The following is a 24030-nucleotide window of genomic DNA, read 5'->3' as shown; positions in this document are numbered from 1 at the left end:
TACAGGACCTGAAAGGCATGGGCATGATCACCACTGACTTTGCGCCCGGTTCCCCCTGTTGGCTCGACCTCGGCGCCCCCGACGTCCGGACGGCCGCGGCCTTCTACGGCGCCGTCCTCGGGTGGGACTACGAGTCCATGGGCGAGGCGGAGGACATGGAAGGCGGGATGTTCCGGAAGGACGGCAAGGTCGTCGCCGGGCTCGGCAAGCTCACCGAGGAGGGCGCACGCCCGGCCTGGATGATCTACTACCGCGTCACCGATGCGGATGCCACCACCCAGGCGGTGGAGCGCGCGGGCGGCACGGTCCGGGTGGCTCCGAGGGGTCTCGACGCATGGGGCCGGATGGCGCAGTACAGCGACCCGCTGGGGGGACAGTTCGCGGTCTGGGAGCCCGGAACGAACAAGGGCGCCGAGCTCGTGGACGAGCCGGGCTCACTGTGCTGGACCGAGCTGTACACGAGCGACGCCGCGGCCGCCAAGGAGTTCTACGGCGGCGTCTTCGGCTGGCAGTTCAGCGACATGAACATGCCCGGCGGTGGGGGGACGTACACCCTCATCACTCCCGCCGGACTTCCCGAGGAGCGCATGCACGGCGGCCTCATGCAGCTGCCCGCGGAGAACCTGGCCCTCACGAGCGGACGGCCGTACTGGCACCCGGTCTTCGCCGTCGCCGACTGCGACGCAGCGGTCGCCAAGGTCACCGAGAACGGCGGCAGCGTGCAGATGGGACCGGACGACGCGGAGGGCGTCGGCCGGCTCGCCGTCTGCCTCGACCCCGCGAACGCGGACTTCGTGGTCCTCACCCCCGTCCGCAGCTGAGCCCGGGAGCGAGGTCGGGTGCCCGGAGGGGGATCGCGGAGATCCCCCTCCGGGCGCACCTGCGTCAGGACGGGAGCCAGGCCCGCCAGGTGGCTTCGTTCGCCTTCACCCAGCGGCGCGCCGCCTCCTGCGGCGACAGCTTCTGGTCCGCGATCATCAGGGCGACGTCGTTCTGCATCTGCGTCGTCCACCGGAACTTCTTCAGGAAGGCGGCGGCGTCGCCTCCGCCGTCGGCGAAGCGGGCGTTGAGGAACTTCTGCAGCGGCGTGTGCGGGTAGGCGCAGGCCACCTTCTGCGGGTCGGCGTCGCAGCCCTCCTTGTATTCGGGCAGCTTCACCTCCGTCATCGGAACCTTCTCGAAGAGCCACTGGGGCTTGTACCAGTAGCTCAGGAAGGGCTTCTTCTCCTTGGCGAACTGCCTGATCTGCGTGATCTGCGCCGCCTCCGAGCCCGCGAACACGACCTGGTAGTCCAGGCCCAGGTTGTTCACGAGGGCCTTGTCGTTCGTCACGTAGGACGGGGAGCCGTCCAGCAGCTGGCCCTTGCCGCCGCTCTCCGCCGTACGGAACTGGTCGGCGTACTTGTCGAGGTTCTTCCAGTCGGTGACGTCCGGGTGTTCCTCGGCGAAGTAGGTCGGCACGAACCAGCCGATGTGGCCGGTGACCCCGAGGTCGCCGCCGGGTTCGATCGTCCCCTTGTCGTCGACGTACCGCTTCTCCTGCTCCGGGTGGCCCCAGTCCTCCAGGATGGCGTCCACCCGGCCCTGGCTGAGCGCGTCCCAGGCGGGTACCTCGTCGATCTGGACTGTGTCCACCCGGTAGCCGAGCTCGTGCTCCAGCAGGTACTGGGCGACGGCGACGTTGGCCTGCGCGCCCACCCACGACTGCACGGAGAGCGTCACCGTGCGGGAGCCCTTCGCGTCGGCGTACGGGGAGGCCTGGCGGGTCATGTCGGCGGCGCCGCAGCCGGTGAGGGCCGTCAGGGCAAGTGCGGCGGCGAGTGCGCAGCCGCCGAGTGCGAAGCGTGTGCGAGCCATGTCAGGCCCCCTTTCCGGCGGGGTCGCGGCGCTGTGTCGGCTGGGTGACGCGGTCGAGCATCAGGCCGAGGCAGACGATCGCCGCACCGGCGACCAGACCGGTCGCCAGGTCGCCCTGTGCGAGACCGAAGACCGCGTCGTACCCGAGCGCCCCGCCGCCGACGAGGCCGCCGATGACGACGACCGCGAGGACCAGCACCACGCCCTGGTTGACGGCCAGCAGCAGCGCGGGCCGGGCCAGCGGCAGCTGGACCTGGAACAGCTGCTGGCGCCCGGTCGCGCCCAGCGAGCGCGAGGACTCCAGAGCCGCCGGGTCCACCGCGCGCACGCCCTGGGTCGTGATCCGCACCACCGCGGGCAGCGCGTAGACCACGGCGGCCGCGACCGCCGGGGCCCGGCCCACACCGAACAGGGCGACCACGGGGATCAGGTACACGAACTGCGGCATCGTCTGGAAGACGTCGAGCACCGGACGCAGCGCGCGCCCCAGACGGGTGCTGCGGGCCGCGGCGACCCCGAGGGCGAAGCCGAGCAGCAGCGTCACGGCGACGGCGGCCAGCACCTGGGACAGCGTGTCGAGCGCCGGGTCCCAGACGCCCAGCACGCCGATCGCGGCCATCGCCAGGACGGCGGTCGCGGCGGTGCGCCAGGTGCCGATCAGCAGGGCGAGGGCGCCGACGGCCAGCAGGACCGCCCACCAGGGCAGCCACTGCAGTCCGTCGCGCAGGGGGTTCAGGACCCACGTGGTGAAGTGCCCCGCCCAGTCGGCGGTGCCGCCGACGACGGGCACGCCGGAGTAGAGGTGGGCGGTCATCCAGTCGACCACCCCGTTGACGGGCTCGGCGATGTCCGCCGTCCACGCGTCGGGCCAGGTGAGCCGGTCGGACAGACGACCCGCGACGGCGACGGCGGCGGTCGCCACGAGGGCGACGGCCCAGCCGAGCCCGGCCCGGCGGGCCGGAGCCGCGCCGATCCGCTCCCCCGCCGCGGCGGTGACCCGGTCCAGGACGATGGCGAGCAGCACGATCGGCACGCCGGCGGCGAGCGCGGCGCCGACGTCGACGGAGGCCAGCGCCTGGTAGACGCGGTCGCCGAGACCGCCCGCGCCGATGACGGACGCGATCACGGCCATGCCCAGCGCCATCATGATCGACTGGTTGACGCCGAGCAGCAGCTCCTTGCGCGCCAGCGGCAGCCGGGCCGTCAGCAGCCGCTGCCTGCCGGTGGCGCCGAGGGAGGTGGCGGCCTCCACGACCCCGGCGTCCGCGCCGCGCAGTCCGAGCGCGGTGAGGCGGGCCATGGGCGGGGCCGCGTAGACGACGGTCGCGAGGACGGCGGCGGGCACGCCGATACCGAAGACCAGGACGACCGGCAGGAGGTACGCGAAGGCCGGCAGCACCTGCATGGTGTCCAGCACCGGCCGCAGGATCCGGTGCATGCGGTCCGACAGGCCGCCGGCCAGTCCGAGGAGGCCACCGAGCAGCACGGACGCGGCGACGGCGACCACCATCAGCGCGAGCGTCTGCATGGTGGGCACCCACATGCCGAGCAGTCCGCACACGGCGAAGGCGGCGACGGAGGTCAGCGCGAGCCGGACGCCCGCGACGCGCCAGGCCAGCAGCCCGGCGGCGGCGGCGACGCCGGCCCAGCCGAGGGCGAGCAGCAGCAGGTACACCGCGCGGACGGAGACGACCACGACGTTGCTGACGTGCCCGAGGAAGTAGAGGAAGAGGGGGTGTCCGTCGCGGTTGTCGATGATCCAGTCGCTGGTGCGCTCGAGCGGTCCCGACAGGTCGACGGAGAGCGACGCCGGCCAGTTCCCGGTGCCCAGGAGCAGGGAACCGAGGACGAGCGCGAGGGCCGCGCCGGCGCCGATCAGCCGGCCGCGGTGGCGCGCGAGCGCGCGCAGCACACCGGGCCCGGCGTCGGTGGCGGTCTTCATGGAACTCGCAGAAGCGGGAGTGACGGTGGCGGTCATCGGCCCCACCGCCCGGCGACGGCCGGCACGGCGCCGGCGCCGGTCGTGCCGCACGGCGGCGGCCAGGTCGTATGGGAATACATCAGGCCACCGCCTTCCCGGTCGCGGCCGGTACCCCGGCGACGACACCCAGGAGTCCCGCGTGGTCGACCACACCGAGGCACCTGCCGTCCTCGACGACCCGCGCGTTCACGCCCGTGCGGACGACGGCCTCGATGGCCTCGTGGACGGTGGCACCCGGGGCGAGCGCGGGGCCGGCCTCGGCCTCGGCGGCGAGGGCGGGGCGCATCGCGGAGCGGACGGTCAGCACCTGCTCGCGCGGCACGTCCCGGACGAAGTCCCTGACGTAGTCGTCGGCGGGGGTGCCCACGATCTCCTCCGGCGTGCCGAGCTGCACGATCCGGCCGTCGCGCATCAGCGCGATGCGGTCGCCGAGCTTCAGCGCCTCGCTCAGGTCGTGCGTGATGAAGACCATCGTGCGGCCCTCCTCCCGGTGCAGGCGGACGACCTCCTCCTGCATGTCGCGGCGGATGAGCGGGTCCAGCGCGCTGAACGGCTCGTCGAACAGCAGGACTTCGGGGTCCACGGCGAGCGCCCGGGCAAGGCCCACGCGCTGCTGCTGGCCACCGGAGAGCTGGCTCGGCCTGCGGTGCTCCATGCCCTCCAGGCCGACCTTGGTGACGAACTCGGCCGCCCGCTCACGCCGTTCGGCGCGTCCCACGCCCTGGATCTCCAGCCCGTAGGCGATGTTGTCGAGCACCGTCCGGTGGGGCAGCAGCCCGAAGTGCTGGAAGACCATCGCCGCCCGGTGCCGGCGCAGCTCGCGGAGCCGGCCGGTGTCCATGGACAGCACGTCCTCGCCGTCGATGGAGATGCTGCCCGAGGTCGGCTCGATCAGCCGGGTGAGGCAGCGTACGAGCGTCGACTTGCCCGAGCCGGACAGGCCCATGACGACGAAGACCTCGCCCTTGCGGACGTCGAAGGAGACGTCGCGGACGGCGGCGGTACAGCCGGTGCGCTCGCGCAGCTCGGCGGCGCCGAGGGCCCCGAGCTCCTTGTCGGCGGGCACGCGGTCGGCCTTCGGACCGAAGACCTTCCACAGGTCGCGTACGGAGAACACGGGCTGCGGCGGGGCAGTGTGCGCAGTGTGCTGCGTTGTCATCGGGTGGTTCCTCCCAGCAGGTCGGCGCATTTCTCGCCGACCATGAGCACGCCGATCATCGGATTGACGGCGGTCATGGTGGGGAATACGGACGCGTCGGCGATCCGGATGCCGTCGAGGCCCCGGATCCTCAGGTCGGGCCCGACGACGGCGAGTTCGTCGTCCACGGAGCCCATCCGGCAGGTGCCCGCCGGGTGGTAGACGGTGTGCGCGACGTGGCGTGCGTACGCGCTGAGTTCCTCGTCGGAGGTCACCTCGGGCCCCGGGCACACCTCGCGCTTGAGCCATCCGGCCAGCGGTTCGCTCGCAGCGATCTGCCGGGCGATGCGGATCCCGTCGACGAGGGTCCGGCCGTCGTAGTCGTCCTCGTCGGTGAAGTACCGGAAGTCGAGCGCGGGCTTGTCCTCGGGGTCGGCGCTCGTCAGGTAGAGCCGGCCGCGGCTGCGCGGCTTGGGGATGTTCGGGGTCATCGACACGCCGTGCGCGGGCCGTTCGTAGCCCAGGCGCTCCGGATTGTCGGTGAAGGGGATCTGGTAGAAGTGGAACATCAGGTCCGGGCCCTCGGACTGCGGGTCCCGGCGGACGAACAGGCCGGCGTCGGAGTCCATCGCGGAGTTCTCCGGGATCGGGCCGTGCGTCTCCCAGACGATGACCGACTCGGGGTGGTCGAGCAGGTTCTCCCCTACGCCCGGCAGGTCGTGCACGACGGGGATGCCGAGCTTCTCCAGGTCGGCGCGCGGCCCGATGCCGGAGTGCAGCAGCAGGCGCGGGGTGTCCACGGCCCCGGCGCACACCAGGACCTCGCGCCGGGCGCGTACGACGTGCTCCGCGCCCTCCTTGGTCCGGATGTGCACGCCGGTGGCGCGGCTGCCCTCGAGCTCCAGCCGGAACGCCCAGGTCTCCAGGGCGATGTGCAGGTTCGGCCGGTCCAGGAACGGGTGCAGGTAGGCGACCGAGGCGGACGAGCGCTTGTTGTTCTCCGGGTGGTAGGCGAGGTCGAAGAAGCCGGCGCCCTCGTGGAAGGGGCGCTTGTTGAAGCCCTCGACGCGCGGCACGCCGAGCGCGGTCTGCGCCGCGTCGACGAAGTCCCGGGCGATCGCGTTCCTGTCCGCCTCCCCGACGGGGACGATGTTGTTGCGCAGCCGGGCGAAGTAGGGATCCATGGCTGCCGCGTCCCAGCCCTCGGCGCCCGCCTCCGACCACTCGTCCCAGTCGGAGGGAAGCGGTTTGAACGCGATGAGGGTGTTGTGCGAGGAACAGCCGCCCAGCACCCGCGCACGGCTGTGGCGGATGTGCGAGTTGCCCCGGGGCTGCTCGGTGGTGGGGTAGTCGTAGTCCAGCTCGCCGCCGAGCAGGCCCATCCAGCGGCGCAGGGTGAGGACGTCGTCGCGGCCGACGTCGCTGGGGCCGCCCTCGATGACGGCGACGCTGACGTCCGGGTCCTCGGTCAGCCGGGAGGCGATCACGGAACCCGCGGTGCCGCCGCCGACGACGACGTAGTCGTACACGTGGTGGTCGTTCATCCTCAGCCCTTCGCCGTCGCGCCCGCGAACCAGCGCACGGGGCGCGGAGCGAGGTTCTGGTAGATGTGCTTGGCCTCGCGGTACTCGGCGAAACCGCCGGGGCCCAGTTCGCGGCCGATGCCGGACTTGCCGAAGCCGCCCCATTCCGCCTGGGGCAGGTAGGGGTGGAAGTCGTTGATCCAGACGGTGCCGTGGCGCAGCCGGGCGGCGACCCGCCGGGCGCGCTGTTCGTCGGAGCTCCACACCGCTCCGGCGAGGCCGTACTCGGTGTCGTTGGCGAGGGCGACGGCCTCTTCCTCGGTGCGGAAGGTCTCGACGGTGAGGACGGGGCCGAAGACCTCTTCGCGCACGACCCGCATGCCGCGGTGGCACCGGTCCAGGACCGTGGGCCGGAAGAAGTAGCCGGGACCGGCCGGCTGCTCGCCGCCCGCACGCAGGACCGCGCCCTCGGCGAGAGCGGAGGCCACGTACTCCTCGGTCCTCGCCAACTGGGCCGCGGAAACGAGCGGACCGCACTCGACGCCCGCATCGGTGCCGCGTCCCAGCCGGATCAGCTCGGCCCGGCGGGCGAGCTCGGCGACGAAACGCTCGCGCAGCGACTCCTCGACGATGAGGCGGGAGCCGGCCGAGCAGACCTGGCCGCTGTGGATGAAGGCGGCGTTGAGCGCCTGGTCGACGGCGGTGTCGAACCCCTCGGGCGTCGAACATGCGTCGGCGAACACGACGTTGGGGTTCTTGCCGCCCAGTTCGAGGGCGACCTTCTTCACGCTGTCGGCGGCCGCCCTGGCGACCTTCGTACCGCTGACGAGACCGCCCGTGAACGAGACGAGGTCGACGTCGGGGTGCTCGGCGAGCCGAGCGCCGACGGTGCCGCCGGGGCCGGTGACGATGTTGGCCGCGCCGAGCGGAAGTCCGGCCTCCAGGAGCAGTTCGACCAGCACGACCGTGGTCAGGGGGGTGATCTCACTCGGCTTGATCACGAACGTGTTGCCGGCGGCGAGCGCGGGCGCGATCTTCCAGCTGGCCTGGAGCAGCGGGTAGTTCCACGGCGTGATCAGGGCGCAGACTCCGACCGGCTCGTGGACGACGACACTGCGGATCTCGTCCGAACCGGCGTCGACGACCCGTCCGCCGTCCTCGTTCGCCACGAGGTCGGCGAAGTAGAGGAAGGCGTCGCGGACGCAGTCGACGTCGACGCGGCCCTCCTCCAGCGTCTTGCCGGCGTCCTGGCTCTCCAGTGCGCCGATCCGCTCGCGGTCGCGCTCCAGCAGGGTGGCGACCCGCCGCAGCAGAGCGGCCCGCTCGGCGACCGGCGTACGCGGCCAGGCACCGTCGTCGAACGCGGCTCGTGCCGCGGCCACGGCGTCGTCGGTGTCCTGGACACCGCCCTCCGACACGACCGCGAACGGGGTCGCGTCGACGGGGTCGATGATCTCGCGGGTGGCGCCGGACAGGGCTGCGCGCCACTCTCCGCCCACATGAATGCTCTGTTGTGCTCCGGTCACGTTGCGTATGGCCTTTCGCTTCTTTCGAATCCCCCTGCCGGTTGCACCGGCAGTCCGGCCGCTTGCCCGGGCACCCGGGATCCATGCGCAAAACGTTGCGGAGAGTGTTCTGCTTCACTGACGAAGACGTGATAAATAAGGACATTTGCGTCAGATCGCTTGAGTGGAAAATCAGGAGTGCGCACGCCGTGCAGCCGACAGGCCCGTATCCGGCGCCGGGGCACGGTTCCAGCACATGCGGGACCAGGGAAGGGCCAGCCGGCTCCGGTCGGAGACCTCCTGCGGCACGAGGTCCGAGATCCGGGCGGCCTCCCGGTGGCGGGCGTAGACGGACTCGACGTAGCGGTGGCCGGTGTCGGCCGCGATGAAGAGGACCGTCCGCTCGGGTGAGCGCCCGCGTTCGTGGCGGGCGGCGAGGTAGCCGGCTCCGGTCGACAGGCCCGCGAAGACCGCGTGCCGGCGCAGCAGGTCGACGCTGCCGGCCAGCGCCGCGTCGAAGGAGATCCAGTGCAGGGTGTCGTACATCTCGTGCGAGACGTTCCCGAAGGGGATGGAACTGCCGATCCCGGCGATGATGATCTCGGGGTCGGAGACGTGTTCGGCGCCGAAGGTGAGGCTGCCGTACGGCTGGACGCCGACGAGTTCGACGTCGGCGCGGCCTGCGGCGGCCCCGCGCAGGTAGCGGGCGAGAGCCCCCGTGGACGCCCCCGAGCCCACGCCCCCGACCACGGTGAGCCCGGTCACGTCGCCGGTCTCCTGCCGGATCCGGTCGGCGATCGCGCGGTAGCCGAGGTAGTGGATGTCGTCGTGGTACTGCCGCATCCAGTGGTACTCGGGGTGCGCGGCGAGGATCTCGTGGATCCGCGCCACGCGCCGCTTCTGGTCGAGCTTGAGGTCGCTGCACGGTGGCATCTGCTCCAGCGTCGCCCCGAGTACGGCGAGCTGGGTGCGCAGCGTGTGGTCCACCGTCGTCGAGCCGACGATGTGGCAGCGCATGCCGTACCGGTGGCAGGCCAGGGCGAGGGCGTAGGCGTAGATGCCGCTGGAGCTGTCCAGCAGGGTGTCCCCGCGGCGCACCGCGCCGGTGTCCAGCAGGTGGCGTACCGCCGCGAGGGCGGAGACCACCTTCATCGTTTCAAAGCGCAGGCAGACGAGCCGGTCGTCGAGGCGTATCAGGTCCGGACGGCCGATCGCCTCCGCGATGTGCTGGTCCATGCAGGATCTCCTGGGTGGTGGAAGTCGTGAAGGTCCGGGTGGCGCGGATGCCGTGGGTGTCGAGTGCGCGCAGGCAGCTGCGGACGCGGTGCCGCAGACCCGGTGCGGCCGGGTCGAACAGCACTCCCGCCACCGCGCCGCTGTGCGCGATCTGCACGCCGACCGCGCCGGCCCGCCGGGCGATTGCCGTCAGGGCCTCGAACTCCGGGTGGCCGAGGGCCTGCTGGCCGCGCCGGGCGCTGGCGGTGGCGACCTCGCCGAGGAGCCGGGCGTCCGCGGTGGCCACCGCCCGGCGCAGCAGCGAGCGCAGCCGCTCGAAGGCCCGTACGTCGTCCTCGGAGGCGTCCCGGACGGGCAGGGACAGGGTGTCCACGGGTGCACCTCCGCCGAGGGCGCAGCCCACGACGACCAGCGGTGGCATGGCCGGGCCGAGGACCTCCAGCACCCGGCCCTCCCGCTGTGCGAACAGCACCGGCCGGCCGTCCAGCATCAGCGGATCGCAGGCCAGTTCCGCGCGGACGGCCAGCCGGGCCACCGTGTCGGGCGCCAGCCGCAGTCCGTACGAGTCCGCGACCGCGCGCACCGTGGCGATGACGTCGCTGGTGGAGCTGCCCATGCCCAGGCCCACCGGTATGTCCCCGGTGAGCCGCAACTCCCCGCCACAGGGCGGCTGTCCGGTCCGCTCCGCGCATTCCGCCACCGCGAGGGCCGCGGCCCGCACGGCCTTCGTGCGGTCGGCGGGTACGGCGGTGAGCGCCTCGGGCGCCGTACCGGGCCGGGGGACGAACGCGGCGTGACTTCCCGGGCCTGCCATGGGGAGGGTGACCAGGCCCGCGCACCTGCGGCCGCCGTCGTCGAGGAAGACGCCCTGGAGGATCTCGCCGTGATGGCAGGGGGCGTCCCCGGTGCCGGTGGGGATCACGCGCGGCTCACCGTCCGGTAGCGGTACAGGACCGTCTCCTCGGCGCTGAACTGGGAGAAGGGGAACGGTTCCGCGGACAGCGCCGTCACGCCCGAGCCGAGGAAGGCGCGGGCGACGGCGCTGCCGGACTGCGCGTAGACGATCAGCGGGATACCGCGGGACCGGCAGCGCTCCAGGATGGTGTCGAACGATCCGTTGCCCAGGGTCATACCGGTGGCGACGACGGCCTCTGCGCGCTCCAGCACCTCGTGCATGTCGTCGGTGACGGCGTCGCCCCACTGGGTGGCCTTGAGGTTGAAGTCGCAGGGCAGCGGTTCGCCGCCGCGCGCGCGGATCGCCGCGACCAGCGGATTCACCACGCCGATGAGGCCGACCCGGGCGCCCGCCGGGATGTCGAGCAGTCCGGCGACGGCCGCGTCGCGGGCCTTCGCGCGTACCTCCGGGGTACCGGTGGGGAGGGTCACGGGCTCGGCGTCTGCGGCCTCGCGGTGCGGGCGGGTCTCGGACAGGTAGGCGTCGAGGGCGGCGATCCGCAGCGGGCGCGGGGCCTCGCGCAGCAGCACGTCGAGCGGGGTGCCGGAGGAGTCGCGGCAGATGGACGGGGCGATCTCGCCGGCCTCGAAGGCGCAGCCGCCGAAGGAGCCGCCGAGGCGGACCAGGACGTACTGGTTGAGGTAGGTGGTGTCGCCGCCGGCCAGGCGGGTTCCGTGATGGATCCAGAACACGCTGGTGGCGATGAGTTCGGAGGGGAGCGGGCCGTGTTCGCCGGCCAGGACGGCCTCGATGAGCCCGTCGACGGAGGTCACGGGGGCGGGGGCAGGGGAAGGAGTCGTGCGATGCATGGGATTTCCGTTTCACGGGGCGGGTCGGGGTATCGGCGCCTGGGCTCCGAGCGGGCCGCGGTAGGTGACCACGGGGTGGCCCAGGGCGTCGGTGGTGAGTGCGGCGTCGACCTCGAAGACCTCGGCGAGCCGCTCGGCGGTGAGCACGGCGGCGGGGGTGCCGGAGGCGACCAGGCGGCCGTGGTGCAGGAGCAGCAGCCGGTCGCAGTACCGGGCGGCGAGTGACAGGTCGTGCAGCGCGACCAGGACCGTCTGCCCGGTGCCGGCCAGCAGCTCCATCAGTTCCAGCCGGTGTCTGACGTCGAGGTGGTTGGTGGGCTCGTCGAGCAGCAGCCCGTGCGGCTGCTGGGCCAGCGCGCGGGCGATGTGGGCGCGCTGCCGCTCGCCTCCCGACAGCGCCTTCCAGGAACGGCCGGCGAGCGAAGTGAGTCCGACGCGTTCCAGCGCGGCGGCGACCACTGCCCGGTCGGTGGCGTCCGGCCCGCGCCAGCGGTCCCGGAACGGGGTCCGGCCCAGGCCCACGACATCGGCGACCGGCAGATCGCTTTCCGCACCCGAGTCCTGTGCGACGAAGGCGACATGACGGGCGGTCCGCAGCGCGCTCCAGTGACGTATGGATTCGCCGTCGTAGCAGACCGTGCCCCCGTCGGGCGCGCGCAGGCCGGCCAGGCAGCGCAGCAGCGAGGACTTGCCCGAACCGTTGGGCCCGAGCAGCCCGACCGTCTCACCGGGGGCGACGTCCGCGCTGACCTCGCGTACGACCGCCGTGCCCGCCACCGACCAGCTCAGCTTCTCGGCGGTGATCCTCACAGCTCACCCCGCTTGCGCAGCACGAGGAGGAAGAGCGGTACGCCGAGCAGCGCAGTGATCACGCCGACGGGAACCTCGCGGGGCGCGAAGGCGATCCGCGCCAGCGCGTCCGTCCACACCAGGAACACCGCGCCCACCAGCGCCGCGTACGGCAGCAGCAGCCGGTGCAGCGGCCCGACGAGGAACCGCACCCCGTGGGGGACGATCAGCCCGACGAAGCCGATCGCCCCCACGGTGGCCACCGCGACCGCTGTCAGCGCGGCCGTGACCACGAGCAGCAGCATCCGCGTGCGCCGTACAGCGATACCGAGGGACGCGGCGGTGTCGGCGCCGAACGCGAGCCCGTCGAGGGCGTTCCAGCAGAGCCAGGCCACCAGCAGCCCCAGCGGGGTGACGATCGCGCAGACCGCGACGGTGTTCCAGCGGGCCGGCGCCATCGAGCCGAGCAGCCAGTGGGTGACGGCCCGCGTGGTGTCGGCGTCCGCCGAGGCCATCAGGACCAGCGAGGTCACCGCGGTGAACAGCTGGCCGATCACCACGCCGGTGAGGACGATACGGCCGGAATCCAGCCCGGTGCGTCGCAGCAACAGCAGGAGCAGGCCGAAGGAGACCAGCGCGCCGGCGAGTGCGCCGCCGGTGACCCCGAGCGTGCCCGCGCCGACCCCGAGGACGACGACGCAGACGGCTCCCGCCGATGCACCGGAGGAGACTCCGAGCAGGTAGGGGTCGGCGAGTGCATTGCGGGTGACCGCCTGGAGCACCGTTCCGGACACGGCGAGCGAGGCGCCCACGAGGGCGGCCATCAGCACGCGCGGCAGCCGCAGGTCCCAGATGAGCGAGTCCACCAGTGGGGGCAACGGCTGCACGTCCAGGCCGAGACGGGAGCCGAGGACGCGGGCGAAGCCGGTCCAGCTCACGTCGGCGGTGCCGGTGCGCACGGCAGCCGCCACCGAGCCCGCCAGGGCGCCTGCGGCCAACAGCAGGAGGACCGCGTGGGCCGCCGCGGACCGCCCGGGCGGGGTGTCCGGCCTAGCGGACATACCCGAGGTCCTTCATGCCGTCGGCCAGCAACCCGAGGGCATGGACGGAGCGCACGGAGGGGTCCAGCTCGATGCCGGGCACCTCGAGGATCTTGTTCTCGCGGACGGCGGCCAGCTTCGAGACCACCGGATGCCGGGTCATCGCGGCGCGCTTCTCGGCGGCGCTGTCCCCGGGACGGCCGCGCTCGGACAGGTCGCCGATCACGATGAAGTCCGGGTCGCGCCGGGCGATTTCCTCCCAGGAGACCTCCGGCCAGTCCTCGTCGACGTCGTCGAAGGCGTTCTTCGCGCCGACGATGCGGCTCATCTCGCTGGGCAGGCCGGTCCTGCCCGCCACGTACGGCATGCCGTTGAAGACGGAGTAGAGGTAGACGACGGTCGGCCGGTCCGCTCCCCGGGCGGCCTCGGCGGCGTTCTCCCCGGCCCGGGCGACCGCCGCGCGCTGATCGGCCGCGAGTTCACCGGCCCGCTCCTCGGCGCCGAAGACCTTGCCCAGGTTCTCGTAGTCGGAGAAGAGCAGCTCGAAGGGGGACCGGCCGGCGGGGTTCTGCTGCGGGCAGTCCACGGCGCTGACGAAGGTGGGGACCTTGAGGGCGTCCAGTTCCTCGCGGGTGCCGGCCCGGTCCGCGGTGTAGAGGTCGGTGGAACCGGCGACGACGAAGTCGGGGGTGGCGGCCCTCAGTTGCTCGCCGGTGGCGATCTTCGGGGCGATGACCGGGACCTTGGCGTACGCGGCCTCGTATTGCGGCGGGATCTTCGTCTTGAGGTTGGCGGTCCCCGCCATCCGGTCCTGGAGGCCGAGTTCGAGGAGGGTCTCCGTCGAGGTCTGGTCCAGGGCGACGGTCCGCTGCGGCGGCCCGGCGAAGGACACCGGGCGGCCGCAGCTGGTGACGGAAACCCCCTTCGTGCCGCCCTGGGCCGCGGGCCCGGCGTCCGCTCGGGAGCCGTCACCGGCTGCCGTGGAGCAGCCCGCTGTGGCGAGGGCGAGGGCCAGGGCTATGCCGAGGCGGGCGGGATTGCGCATGGGTTCTCCGGTCTGGGAGGGAGGCGTGGGTGTTGTCGTGCACCGGGCAGGAGTGCCACGTTCGAAGAGTACTGTAATGGTATTCATTTTCATTAACGACCCCCGGGGTGCGGTTCACCGAGCCGCTCCCCCACCTCCGAGGAGCACCCACACCGTGGCGACCACACCCGCACGCACAGCGGCCAAGACCGCTGCCCCGCCCCCGCGTTCGGTCCTCCTGGACCCCGCTTTCCTGCGCCTGTGGGCGGGCACCACCGCCTCGGGCCTCGCGACCTGGGCCCTGCCCTTCGTCCTCGGGCTCGCCGTCCTGCACCGCGACCTCGGCGCCGCCGGCCTGGGCCTGGTCCTCGCCGCCCGCACCGCCGGCTTCCTCGCCGCCGTCGCCGTGGGCGGCGTACTGGCCGACCGGCACTCCCGCCGCGAGGTCGTCCTCTGGTCCGCGCTCGCGGCGGCGGTCGCCGCGCCCCTCCTCGCCGCCGGACTCGGGCGCTCGCTCGTGCTGATGACGGCCGCCGCCGCCCTCGCCGGCGCCGGACAGGGCGCCTGCCGCCCCGCGTTCCAGGCACTCACCGCCGAGACCGTCGAGCCCGGGCGCCGCCAGCAGGCCAATGCCGCCATGACCATGGCCGTACGCAGCTCCACGCTCGCCGGTCCCGCCCTGACCGCCCTGCTCGCCGCCTTCTTCGGCGTCGGGACGCTGTTGCTCGGCATCGGGCTGCTCTGGCTGGTCGCCGCGCTCGTCCCCGGCAAGGGCGCCGGCACGACCGGGCCTGCCGCGGAACCCGCTCCGCGCGCCGGTTTCCGCGCCGAATTCCTGGAGGGCATACGGGAGGCGCGCCGTCATCCCTGGTTCCTCGCCGGACTCGCCGCCCTCGTCGCCGTCATCGCCCTCGGCTACTCCGCCACCAGCGTCGCGCTGCCCCTGATCAGCCGGGACCGCTACGGTACCGAGTGGGTGCTGGCCGCGGCCATGACGGCGTACACCCTGGGCGCGCTCGGCGGCGCCCTGGTCATCGCCCGTTGGCGGCCGCGCTCCCAGGGCCGGGCAGCCTTCGCCGGGCTGGCCGTCTACGGCTTCGCCCCGCTGAGCCTGATGCTGCCCGTGCACCCGGCCGCGGTCGTCGCCGCGTACGCCGTCGCCGGGATCGGCATCGAGCTGTTCAACGTGCCCTGGTTCACGGCCACCCAGCGCGAGGTCGCCCCGGACAAGCTGGCCCGCGTCTCCTCGCTGGACTTCCTCCTCTCGTACGGCCTGGCGCCCGTCGGGCTCGCGCTGATCGCGCCCGCCATCGACGCCTTCGGGGTCACTGCCGTACTCGCCGTGTGCGCCGCCGCCTGCTTCCTCGTGCCGGCCGCGGCGGCGCTGGTACCCACCGCCCGCCACTTCGGGCGTACGGCCCCGGCCACGACGGACTGACCGCCGGCGCCCACGGCCCTGCCGCCCCACCCCGGCCGGTCCGCCCTCACCCGGCCGGGGGCACCCGTCGACGGCCGTGTCTGGCAAGCTGCGCTCCATGGCCGCGCAGCAACCACTCGACTTCGCCCAGATCACCCGCCCCCGGGAGCTGACCGCCGAACTCCGGGACCAGCTCGTCGACTGCTGGGTACGGGTGATCAACGCCGGGGGCGCCGTCATCCCCCGGGGGCTCCCCATGCCTCCGGTGAGCACCGGCCAGGCCGACCCGGCGCTGGGCCTGCTCGTCGGCGAGCTCGATCCGCGCCGTGCCCGGATGCTGGTCGCCACGGCCGGCGGAAGGCTCGCCGGGTGGCTGGTTCTGCGCCGTGACCCGCATCCCCTCGTCGCGCACTGCGGCGCCGTCAACCACGTCATGACCCACCCCGACTTCCGCGGCCGCGGCATCGGTACGGCGCTGATGCACCGGATCCGCGATCTCGCGCGTCAGGAGATGGGGCTGGAGCAGTTGCACATCGCCGTCCGGGCCGGCCTGGGGCTCGAGGTGTTCTACGCCCGTCTGGGCTGGCGCGAGATCGGGCGCTGGCCCGGCGGGCTGCGGGTCGCGCCCGGCGACGACCGCGACGAGATCCTCATGCACCTCGCCCTCTGAGCCCGCTGAGCCCCCTGGGCCACCTGGGCAACCTGGGCCACCTGGGCCACCTGGGCCACCGCAGCGCCCGGGCGGGCCCGTCGCGTTTCGGTCATCTCCCTCCATCACGCGTCCGAACCCGCTCAGAAGGGCAGGAACAGGGCCGCAAGGCAAATCGTCGTACGATCGGAGCGCGGGAGGAGCAGCTGCGATGGACACCGGCCCCCTGTACCTGGAACCGCGGTTGGCACCACGGCTCGGCGCACTGCTCGGCTCGGCCCCGTTCCTGCACATGCTCGTGGACGCCCTCGGTTCGCCCCTGGGCGTCCTCCTGCCCGACCAGATCGCGGAGAACGCCGAGGGTTTCCGCTCCGTCTACCGCCGCCACCGCCTCGGCGGGCAGGTCTTCTTCGCCCACAAGGCCAACCGTTCCCGGTCCCTCGTCCGGCGGCTCACCACCGCGGACGCCGCCGTGGACGTGGCCTCCCTCGGCGAGCTCCGCCATGCCCTCGGCGACGGCTTCACCGCGGACCGCATCATGGCGACCGGCCCCAAGGATCCGGCGTTCCTCTGGCTGGCCGCGCGGTCCGGGGTCACCGTGAACGCCGACGGGCCCGGTGAGCTGGAGGCCTTGGCGGGCCTCGTCCGGCGCCACGACCTGCCCCGCCCGAAGGTCCTGCTCCGGCTCTGCGGGTTCGAGACCTCGGGACCCAGGATGCTGTCGCGCAGGAGCCGGTTCGGTACGTCCGTGAAGGCCCTGGGCCCGCTGCTGGACCTCCTCGAACGCCACCGGGACTCCCTCGATCCGGTCGGCGTCGCGTACCACCTCGACACCACGAGCCCGGACGAGAAGGCCATCGCCCTCGAAGGCTGCCTGCGCGCCATGGACGACCTGCGATTAAGGGGGTTCCAGCCGCGCGCCGTCGACATCGGCGGCGGCTTCGGTGTCGGCTACCTCGCCCACGCCGCCCAGTGGGACCGCTACACGAGCGAGCTCGCAGCCGCCGTGATGGGCCGGCGCCCGCCGCTCACCTGGGGCGGCCACGGGTACGGTCTGCACGCCGAGGGCGGTACGCTCCGCGGCGCGCTGAGCCTGTACCCCGCCCACCGCCCGGTCGCCGGGGCCGGCTACCTCGACGCGCTGCTGTCCCAGCCCGCCCCCACGCTGGGCCGCCCGCTGGGCACCCTGCTGCTGGAGAGCCTCTACGACCTGTACACGGAGCCGGGCCGGGCCCTCGCCGACCAGTGCGGGCTGTCGCTGGCCCGGGTCCTGGAGGTACGGCACCGGGACGCGGGCCCTGCGTTCGTACGCCTCGCCATGAACGCGAACGACGTCAGCCTGGAGGACCACGGCATCCTCATGGACCCGGTCCTCGTGCCCCGCGACGGCGAACCCGCCGGCCCGCAGGAGCCGGTCGGGGTCCACCTCATGGGCAACCTGTGCCTGGAAGCCGATCTGGTCACCCGCAGAACGGTGTTCCTGCCGCGGCTGCCGAGGCCGGGCGACCTGCTCGGCTTCGCCAACACCGCCGGGTACTGCATGGACTTCAGCGCCACCCGTGCCCAACAGCAGCCGGTGGCCCGCAAGGTGGCCGTCCGGGAGGGACCGGGAGGATCCGCTTGGCGCTGGTGTCTGGACGAGGAGTACTGGCCGATCGAGGAGTACCGGCCGATCACCGATTCGGGGGGACGGGCATGAGGTACGACAGCATCACCGAGGCCATCGGCAACACCCCGCTGGTCCGCATCGATCCGGCCGTGCACGGCCTGCGCCGCATCGACCTCTATGCGAAGCTCGAGATGCTCAATCCCTTCGGCTCCGTCAAGGACCGCGCCGCCTGGAACATGGCCCGAGCCGGTCTGCCCGGAGCCCGGGAGCGCGGCGAGACGGTCGTCGAGCTGTCCAGCGGCAACACGGCCAAGGCGCTGGCCGTCATCGCCGGCATGCACGGGCTGTCGTTCAAGAGCGTCACCAACCGGATGCGCATCCCCGAGGTCAAGGACCTGCTCCTGCTGCTGGGCGCCGAGATCGAGGAGCTGCCGGGCCGCAGCGAATGCCTGGACCCGACGGACACCGAGGACCCGCTGACCCTCTTCCACCAGAGGCTGAACCAGTCCGGCAATGCCCACCTGCACACCGACCAGTACTTCAACGCGCTGAACACGGAGGCGCACGAGACGGGTACGGGTCCGGAGATCGTGGCGGACCTGGACGGCCGGGCCCCGGACTGGTTCCTCGCCTGCGTCGGCACGGCGGGTTCCTCCACGGGCGTGGCCCGGGCCCTGCGCGCCCACGATCCGGCCGTACGGGTGATCGGGCTGGTGGGTGAGAAGTCGGACTTCATCCCCGGCATCCGCAACATCGACGAGGTCCACGAGGTCGGCCTCTTCGACCCGGCCACGTACGACACGATCGAGTCGGTCAGCGCCGACGACGCCATCGACGGCATGCTCACCCTGGTCCGGCGCTGCGGGATCCTCGCCGGGCCCACCGGCGGCGCCGCGTACCGGGGAACGGTCCGCCATCTGAAGCCGATCGACGCGGAGTTGACGGGGCCGGACCGCCGGAGCGCGGTCTTCATCGTCTGCGACCGGGTGGAGAGCTACCTCGGCTACGTCAAGCAGCGCCGCCCCGAGCTGCTGGGCCGCCCGCCCGCGCGGAACTCCGTGACCGCCCTGACGGACACCGAGGTACGGGCGGCGCAGGTCATCGAGGTGGCCGAGGCGCAGAAGTGGCTCGCGGCCGAGCGCCCGCTGGTGATCGACCTGCGCAGCTCCTTCGCCTACGCCGCGCTGCACATCGACGGATCGGTCAACATCGTCGACGAGCTCTTCGACGAACTCGTACGGGGCGGACTGCCGTTCGGCAAGCGGCAGCCCGTCCTCCTGGCGTGCCCGGTCGGCGAGCAGTCGGCTCGCTATGCGGCCCTCCTGACCCGGATGGGCCATCCCGACGTACGCAGCCTCGCGGGAGGGATCATCGCGTGGCGTGACGCGGGCGCACCGCTGGTGCGTGACTGACATGGCCGATGCCGACACCGGCGCCCTCGAGGAACTGCGTTCCTGGCAGCGTCCGTTGCGCGCCCAGTTCCCGATCATCGCGGCGAACCCGGGGCTGGCCTACCTGGACAGCGCGGCGACCGCGCAGAAGCCGCAGGCCGTACTGGACGCCGTGCAGCAGTACCTCACCACCTCGAACGCCAACGCGGGCCGCGGCTCGTACCCCTGGGCCAATGCGACGACGGCCGCGGTGGAGCGGGCCCGCGGCCGGGTCAAGGAGTTCCTGGGAGACCCCGAGCCGGACGGGTCGTCGGTGCACTTCACCAGCGGGGCCTCCGAGGGGCTGCGGACCGTCGCCCGGGACTGGCTGGCGGGCCGGCTCACCGACGGGGACGAGATCGTCGTCCCGTTCGCCGACCACGAGGCGAACCTGGCTCCGTGGTTGGAGGTACGGGAGCTGCTGGCCCGGCAGGGCGTACGCATCCGGGTCCGGGAACTGCCCTACCAGGACGGCTCCGGCGACTACGACCCGGTGGCACTCGCCGCCTCGGCCGGCCCCCGCACCCGTTTCGTCGCGGCCACCCATGTGCACCACGTCTACGGCGCCGACATGAACGTGCACCGGATCCGCCGGGTGGTCGGGCCGGACGTCCCGATCTGTCTCGACGCCGCGCAGAGCATCGGCCACCTGCCGTTCTCCGTCGCCGGACTCGACGTGGACTTCGTGGTGTTCTCCGGCCACAAGGCCCTGGCGCTGCCGGGTACCGGTGCGGTCTGGGCCCGTGGCCGACGGGGGCCGGAGTTCCGGCCGGGCGGCTGGGCCGGCACGCCGAACACCGTGGGCATCGCAAGCCTGACGGCCGCGCTCGACTGGCTCGACGCGGCCGGCACGGACCGGATCGAGGCGTGGACGGTGGCGCTGGCGGCGCGGCTGACGGACGGCCTGAGCCGGCTGGACGCGTACGAGGTGCTCGGCTGCCGCTCCAGCCTGGCGGCCGGCTCCGAGGTCCAGCGGCGCCGGAGCATCGTGGCGTTCCGGCACCGCGAGATCGAATCCCGCGATCTCGGGTTCATCCTCTACAGCCACGGGTTCATGGTCCGGTCCGACGGACACTGCCAGGCGGGCGCCCAGGTGAAGGACGGATCCGTGCGGGTGAGCCTGCACGTGTACAACACGGCCGAGGAGGTCGGGGCGTTGCTCGCCACCCTCGCCAATCTGCAATGATTTTCATGTGGAGTTCAGGGCCGTGAGAACGGCAGAGGCACGAGCGGACAGAAACATGAACCTGCACACGGTGGCGGCCGGCCGGTGGGTGGAACGCTGGGAACGGCAGCAGCAGCGGTACGCGGTCGACCGCGAGGAGCGGTTCACCGTCATCTCCGACGTGGTCGAGCGCGTGACGGCGGGCTGCGCGGCCCCCCTCCTCGTCGACCTGGGATGCGGGCCGGGGTCGCTCGCAGCCCGTCTGGCGCAGCGCATGCCCGCGGCCGAGGTCGTGGGCGTCGACGCCGATCCGCTGCTGCTGGAACTCGGGCGGGCGCACCACGGAGCGGCCCTGCGCTTCGCCGAGGCCTCGATCGGGGAGCCGGGCTGGCTCGACGGGCTCGCGCTGGAGCGCCCGGTGGACGCCGCCGTCTCGACGACGGCCCTGCACTACCTCGGCGAGGACACCCTGCGGCGGACGTACGAGGAGCTGGCCGGGTGCATCCGGCCCGGCGGAGTCCTCGTCAACGGCGACCACCTGGAACCGGACTCCCCCAAGGTCCACGAGCTCGCCGTCGACATCGGCCGGCGGCGCGCCGAGCGCCAGCACGCCCTGGCGCACGAGGACTGGGAGTCGTGGTGGTCGGCAGTGCGGGCCGACCCCGAGCTGACGCCCCTCCTCGCTGCCCGCGACCGCCGCGCCCACCCGCGGTGCGAGGGCAACGACCTGACCCTCACCGACCACCTCGCACTGCTGCGCGGGGCGGGCTTCGAGCACGTCGGCACGGTCTGGCAGTTCGGCAACAGCCACGTGGTGGTCGCGGTCCGCTGACCCCACTCCACGGCGCCCCGCCGCCCGAGTGCCACGGAAGCGGCCGTGGGCCCTTCGGGGCAACCGGTACGGAGGTGCAGCGCGGCGCCGGAGCGTGCCCTGCGGGGTCGGGATATCAGTGGTCGCGGACGGCGGTCGGCGGTGATCGCCACTGTTCGGAAGGGCGGGAGCCCGGTGGCCGTCAAACCCATTCCCGAGGGGCATCCGCGGGTCACGCCGTACCTCTGTACCGACGGGGCCGCTGCCGCGATCGACTTCTACGTGTCCGTGCTCGGCGCGACCGAGCGGATGAGGATGCCGGCTCCCGACGGCAGGATCGGCCACGCCGAGCTGGAGCTGGGCAACTCGGTCATCATGCTCGCCGACGAGTACCCGGAGATCGGATTCCGCTCGCCGAAGTCGGTGGGCGGCACGCCCATCACCCTGCACGTGTACGTCGAGGACGTCGACGCCGTCTTCGCCGAGGCCCTCTCCCGCGGCGCCACGGAGGTGTCCCCGGTCAAGGACGAGTTCTACGGCGACCGCACCGGGCAGCTCGAGGATCCCTTCGGCCACCGCTGGAACATCGCCACGCACGTGGCGGACATCCCCCCGGAGGAGATGGAGAAGCGGGCGAAAGAGGCACTGGAGACCATGCAGGACGGCGGCTGAGCCACCGGACGTGCGGACGCCGGAGAGGCTGTGGACCTCTCCGGCGTCCGCGTGGGGGGCGGTGGGGTGTGGGCCCTCAGCGGGCGAGCTTCGCCTTCAGGTTCTGCAGGACCTCCTGCTTGATGTCCTGTGTGGTGACGGTGCCGCCGGTGCCGGTGCCGTTGCCGCCCACTGCGGTGGCGTCGCCGGTGTTGACGGCGTCCGCACTGGCGTTGCCACCGCGGGCGACACCGGTGGTGACCGTGCACCCGCCCTCGCAGTTGGCGACGCCGGTGCTGGCGTTGCCGCCGCGCGCGGTACCGCCGACGGTCGTGTTCCCGGCATTGGCGTTGCCGCCGACGCCGATGCCGTCGGCACTGTCCTGGGGGAGCGTGACGGCCTGCTGCGGGGCGGCGGTCGGCGCGGCCATCGCGGTCGCCGGCAGCGCGACACCGCCGCCGATCAGTGCCACGGAAGCTCCGGCCAGGACGATACGACGGGTCCAGAAACGCTCAGACATGAGAATTCTCCATTCGGTATAAAAAGGTCGCATTCTGCCCCGCGGAAAAGTCCGGAGATATGCTCCGGCTTCATGTCCTCCGAGGCGTTCCCCGGTGAGGGCGCACTTCAAATAAACCCTGTCGGAGAACCTGCGTCACGCCACTCGAACACGTGACTTGACGCCCAGAATCGATCTTGATACCGGGAAGCGACGGGAACACGCCGCGCTTCGCCAGATCCTGCTCGGAGCATGATCCACACGCTAACGTCAACCTCGCATAAGCCCAGGGATCCCCGGCGTCTGCACAGCACCGGGCGCATCCGACCGGCAGCCTCAGCGCCCGCCCGCTTGGCCACAGGCGAAGACCTCGCACAAGAATCCCGGAGAATTCCGATGAATGAGCGTTCCTGGACCCGTCGTATCGTGCTGGCCGCGGCTTCCGTGGCACTGACCGGCGTCGTGGCCCTGCCGGCGACCGCGATGGCCGCACCGGCATCCCCCCAGTACGGCTACGCCGGCATCACCACTGCCGCAACGGACGGCGCACCGTCCGTGTGCAGGGGGATCTGCCACGACAGCGCCAACACCGCCGCGGGCAACGGCACCTCCGGCGTGTGCGAGGGCATCTGTCACGACAGCGCCAACACGGCCGTGGGCGACGGTTCCTCCGGCGCGTGCCGGGGGCTGTGCGACGGCAGCACCAACACGACCGTGGGGGTCGGCGCGTTCAGCGAGTGCGTGGGCCTCTGCGGCACCAGCACGAACACCGCCGTGGGTGACGGCGCCTTCAACGCGTGCAGCGGTCTGTGCCAGGACAGCGTCAACACCGCCGTGAGCGGTGAGGTCGTGCGCGGCACGTCCGAGGCCGCGAACTCGGTCGGGCAGAGCACGCGGACCTTGGGTGACGGCGACACGGGTACGGGGGGTGACGCCATCGCCGTCAGCGGCGATGCCAGTGCCGCGAACACCACGGTGGGCGGTACCGCCACCGGCGGCAACGCCAACTCCGGTGTCGGCACCTGCATCGGCAGGTGCACCATCACCACGGGTGCCGCAACGGGCGGCGCCGCCAGCGCCGACGCCCTCAACACCGGCAACGCAACGGCCGTGACGGGTGACGCGACGGCCACGGGCGGCAACGGCTGACGAGCCGGACAGGCACGGAACGGACGCCGGAGAGGCTGTGTGCCTCTCCGGCGTCCGTCATGTGGGGGCGGTGCCCCGCCCTCAATTGCCGAGCTTCTGCTTCAGGTTTTCCTTCAGCTGCAGCTTGATGTCCTGCTTGTTCACCTGGCCGCCCGTGCCGGTGCCGTCGCCGCCGACGGCGGTGGCGTCGCCGGTGTTGATGGCGTCGGCGCTGGCGTCACCGCCGGTGGCGTTGCCGGTGGTGACCTCGCACCCGCCCTCGCAGTTGCCGACGCCGGTGCTGGCGTTGCCACCCTTTGCCTCGCCGCCGACCGTGGTGTTCTCGGCGTTGGCGTCGCCGCCGGTACCGATGCCGTCGGCGCTGTCCTGGGGGAGGAGGCTGACGGCCTGCTGCGGGGCGGCGACGGGTGCGGCCATGGCGGTCGCCGGCAGGGCGATGCCACCACCGAGCAGCGCAACGGAAGCTCCGGCCAGGACGATACGACGGGTCCAAAAACGCTCAGACATGAGAATTCTCCATTCGGGATAAGAAAAGGCTGGTAAACCGTCTCCGGGAGTTCCCCGGTGAGGGCGTACTCCAAATAAACCCGAAGACGGAACCCGCGTCACGCCACTCGAACACGTGACTTGACGCCCAGAACCGATCTTGATAGAAGCCGGCCGCCGTGCCGGGGTGAACTCTTCTGCCCCGCACGAAGCGGCCTGTCAAGTAACGAATAGCCGGGGCTATGACCCCCTCCCTCCTCCCGGCACGGTGGAAATCGACCGTCCTGCTCAGAGCAGGAGCGAAACA

General features: G+C 72.3%; 22 protein-coding genes. 9 read left to right on the top strand and 13 right to left on the bottom strand.

Annotated elements, in window-relative coordinates:
* The first annotated feature begins 23 nt into the window (after positions 1-23).
* On the top strand, positions 24-821 hold the full coding sequence (locus AB5J51_RS33030) for a VOC family protein (protein ID WP_053790842.1): 798 nt from the start codon (positions 24-26) through the stop codon (positions 819-821).
* Between the two features lie 64 nt (positions 822-885).
* On the opposite strand, the gene AB5J51_RS33025 is transcribed toward AB5J51_RS33030, so the two are convergent.
* From AB5J51_RS33025 to AB5J51_RS32975, 11 genes are all read right to left on the bottom strand, one after another.
* Positions 886-1857 carry an ABC transporter substrate-binding protein gene (locus AB5J51_RS33025; RefSeq protein WP_369779288.1) on the bottom strand — a complete coding sequence of 324 codons (972 nt, stop codon included), beginning with the start codon at positions 1855-1857 and terminating at the stop codon, positions 886-888.
* Between the two features lies 1 nt (position 1858).
* Positions 1859-3835 (bottom strand): ABC transporter permease subunit, encoded by a 1977-nt coding sequence (locus tag AB5J51_RS33020; RefSeq protein ID WP_369779287.1) that lies wholly within the window; start codon positions 3833-3835, stop codon positions 1859-1861.
* An 82-nt stretch (positions 3836-3917) separates the two neighbouring features.
* Positions 3918-4997 (bottom strand): glycine betaine/L-proline ABC transporter ATP-binding protein, encoded by a 1080-nt coding sequence (locus AB5J51_RS33015; RefSeq protein ID WP_136222382.1) that lies wholly within the window; start codon positions 4995-4997, stop codon positions 3918-3920.
* Entirely contained in the window at positions 4994-6520 is a 1527-nt protein-coding gene (locus AB5J51_RS33010) for a GMC family oxidoreductase (RefSeq protein ID WP_369779286.1), read from the bottom strand. The genes AB5J51_RS33015 and AB5J51_RS33010 overlap by 4 nt, the downstream gene beginning before the upstream one ends.
* 2 nt (positions 6521-6522) lie before the next feature.
* Complete coding sequence (locus AB5J51_RS33005) at positions 6523-8025, bottom strand: aldehyde dehydrogenase family protein (protein WP_369779285.1); 1503 nt, start codon at positions 8023-8025, stop codon at positions 6523-6525.
* A 171-nt stretch (positions 8026-8196) separates the two neighbouring features.
* Complete coding sequence (locus AB5J51_RS33000) at positions 8197-9240, bottom strand: pyridoxal-phosphate dependent enzyme (RefSeq protein ID WP_133898713.1); 1044 nt, start codon at positions 9238-9240, stop codon at positions 8197-8199.
* Positions 9161-10162: a GHMP kinase gene (locus AB5J51_RS32995; RefSeq protein WP_369779284.1), complete on the bottom strand. Its 1002-nt coding sequence runs from the start codon at positions 10160-10162 to the stop codon at positions 9161-9163. Before AB5J51_RS32995 ends, AB5J51_RS33000 begins: the two co-directional genes overlap by 80 nt.
* Positions 10159-11004 (bottom strand): Rossmann-like domain-containing protein, encoded by an 846-nt coding sequence (locus AB5J51_RS32990; protein ID WP_369779283.1) that lies wholly within the window; start codon positions 11002-11004, stop codon positions 10159-10161. Before AB5J51_RS32990 ends, AB5J51_RS32995 begins: the two co-directional genes overlap by 4 nt.
* Positions 11005-11016: 12 nt before the next feature.
* The gene (locus tag AB5J51_RS32985; protein ID WP_133898711.1) at positions 11017-11814 is read right to left on the bottom strand and encodes an ABC transporter ATP-binding protein; all 798 of its coding nucleotides are present in this window, start codon (positions 11812-11814) and stop codon (positions 11017-11019) included.
* The gene (locus AB5J51_RS32980; RefSeq protein ID WP_369779282.1) at positions 11811-12854 is read right to left on the bottom strand and encodes a FecCD family ABC transporter permease; all 1044 of its coding nucleotides are present in this window, start codon (positions 12852-12854) and stop codon (positions 11811-11813) included. The genes AB5J51_RS32985 and AB5J51_RS32980 overlap by 4 nt, the downstream gene beginning before the upstream one ends.
* Positions 12844-13878 carry an ABC transporter substrate-binding protein gene (locus AB5J51_RS32975; RefSeq protein ID WP_369779281.1) on the bottom strand — a complete coding sequence of 345 codons (1035 nt, stop codon included), beginning with the start codon at positions 13876-13878 and terminating at the stop codon, positions 12844-12846. Before AB5J51_RS32975 ends, AB5J51_RS32980 begins: the two co-directional genes overlap by 11 nt.
* A 154-nt stretch (positions 13879-14032) precedes the next feature.
* On the opposite strand from AB5J51_RS32975, the gene AB5J51_RS32970 reads away from it, so the two are divergent.
* From AB5J51_RS32970 to AB5J51_RS32940, 7 genes are all read left to right on the top strand, one after another.
* Entirely contained in the window at positions 14033-15295 is a 1263-nt protein-coding gene (locus AB5J51_RS32970) for an MFS transporter (protein ID WP_369779280.1), read from the top strand.
* Positions 15296-15392: 97 nt separating this feature from the next.
* Positions 15393-15944 (top strand): N-acetyltransferase family protein, encoded by a 552-nt coding sequence (locus AB5J51_RS32965; RefSeq protein WP_369779279.1) that lies wholly within the window; start codon positions 15393-15395, stop codon positions 15942-15944.
* A gap of 190 nt (positions 15945-16134) precedes the next feature.
* On the top strand, positions 16135-17622 hold the full coding sequence (locus tag AB5J51_RS32960; protein ID WP_369779278.1) for a Y4yA family PLP-dependent enzyme: 1488 nt from the start codon (positions 16135-16137) through the stop codon (positions 17620-17622).
* Positions 17619-18944, top strand: a complete 1326-nt coding sequence (locus AB5J51_RS32955; protein ID WP_136222391.1) for a pyridoxal-phosphate dependent enzyme — start codon at positions 17619-17621, stop codon at positions 18942-18944. The genes AB5J51_RS32960 and AB5J51_RS32955 overlap by 4 nt, the downstream gene beginning before the upstream one ends.
* A gap of 1 nt (position 18945) precedes the next feature.
* On the top strand, positions 18946-20148 hold the full coding sequence (locus AB5J51_RS32950) for an aminotransferase class V-fold PLP-dependent enzyme (RefSeq protein ID WP_053790823.1): 1203 nt from the start codon (positions 18946-18948) through the stop codon (positions 20146-20148).
* Positions 20149-20203: 55 nt separating this feature from the next.
* Complete coding sequence (locus AB5J51_RS32945; RefSeq protein ID WP_053790824.1) at positions 20204-20959, top strand: trans-aconitate 2-methyltransferase; 756 nt, start codon at positions 20204-20206, stop codon at positions 20957-20959.
* A gap of 174 nt (positions 20960-21133) precedes the next feature.
* Positions 21134-21610 carry a VOC family protein gene (locus AB5J51_RS32940; RefSeq protein ID WP_369779276.1) on the top strand — a complete coding sequence of 159 codons (477 nt, stop codon included), beginning with the start codon at positions 21134-21136 and terminating at the stop codon, positions 21608-21610.
* 76 nt (positions 21611-21686) lie between these two features.
* On the opposite strand, the gene AB5J51_RS32935 is transcribed toward AB5J51_RS32940, so the two are convergent.
* Positions 21687-22109 carry a hypothetical protein gene (locus AB5J51_RS32935; protein ID WP_136222397.1) on the bottom strand — a complete coding sequence of 141 codons (423 nt, stop codon included), beginning with the start codon at positions 22107-22109 and terminating at the stop codon, positions 21687-21689.
* Positions 22110-22484: 375 nt separating this feature from the next.
* Between AB5J51_RS32935 and AB5J51_RS32930 the strand changes: the two genes are divergently transcribed.
* Positions 22485-23237, top strand: a complete 753-nt coding sequence (locus AB5J51_RS32930; RefSeq protein WP_136222399.1) for a hypothetical protein — start codon at positions 22485-22487, stop codon at positions 23235-23237.
* Positions 23238-23318: 81 nt separating this feature from the next.
* On the opposite strand, the gene AB5J51_RS32925 is transcribed toward AB5J51_RS32930, so the two are convergent.
* The gene (locus tag AB5J51_RS32925; RefSeq protein WP_136222400.1) at positions 23319-23744 is read right to left on the bottom strand and encodes a hypothetical protein; all 426 of its coding nucleotides are present in this window, start codon (positions 23742-23744) and stop codon (positions 23319-23321) included.
* Positions 23745-24030 lie beyond the last annotated feature (286 nt).

Origin of the sequence: Streptomyces sp. R33 (assembly GCF_041200175.1) — a bacterium.
GTDB classification, from domain to species: domain Bacteria; phylum Actinomycetota; class Actinomycetes; order Streptomycetales; family Streptomycetaceae; genus Streptomyces; species Streptomyces katrae_B.
Note: the sequence above shows the minus strand (reverse complement) of the source record. Positions and strands in the feature narration are given on the sequence as shown.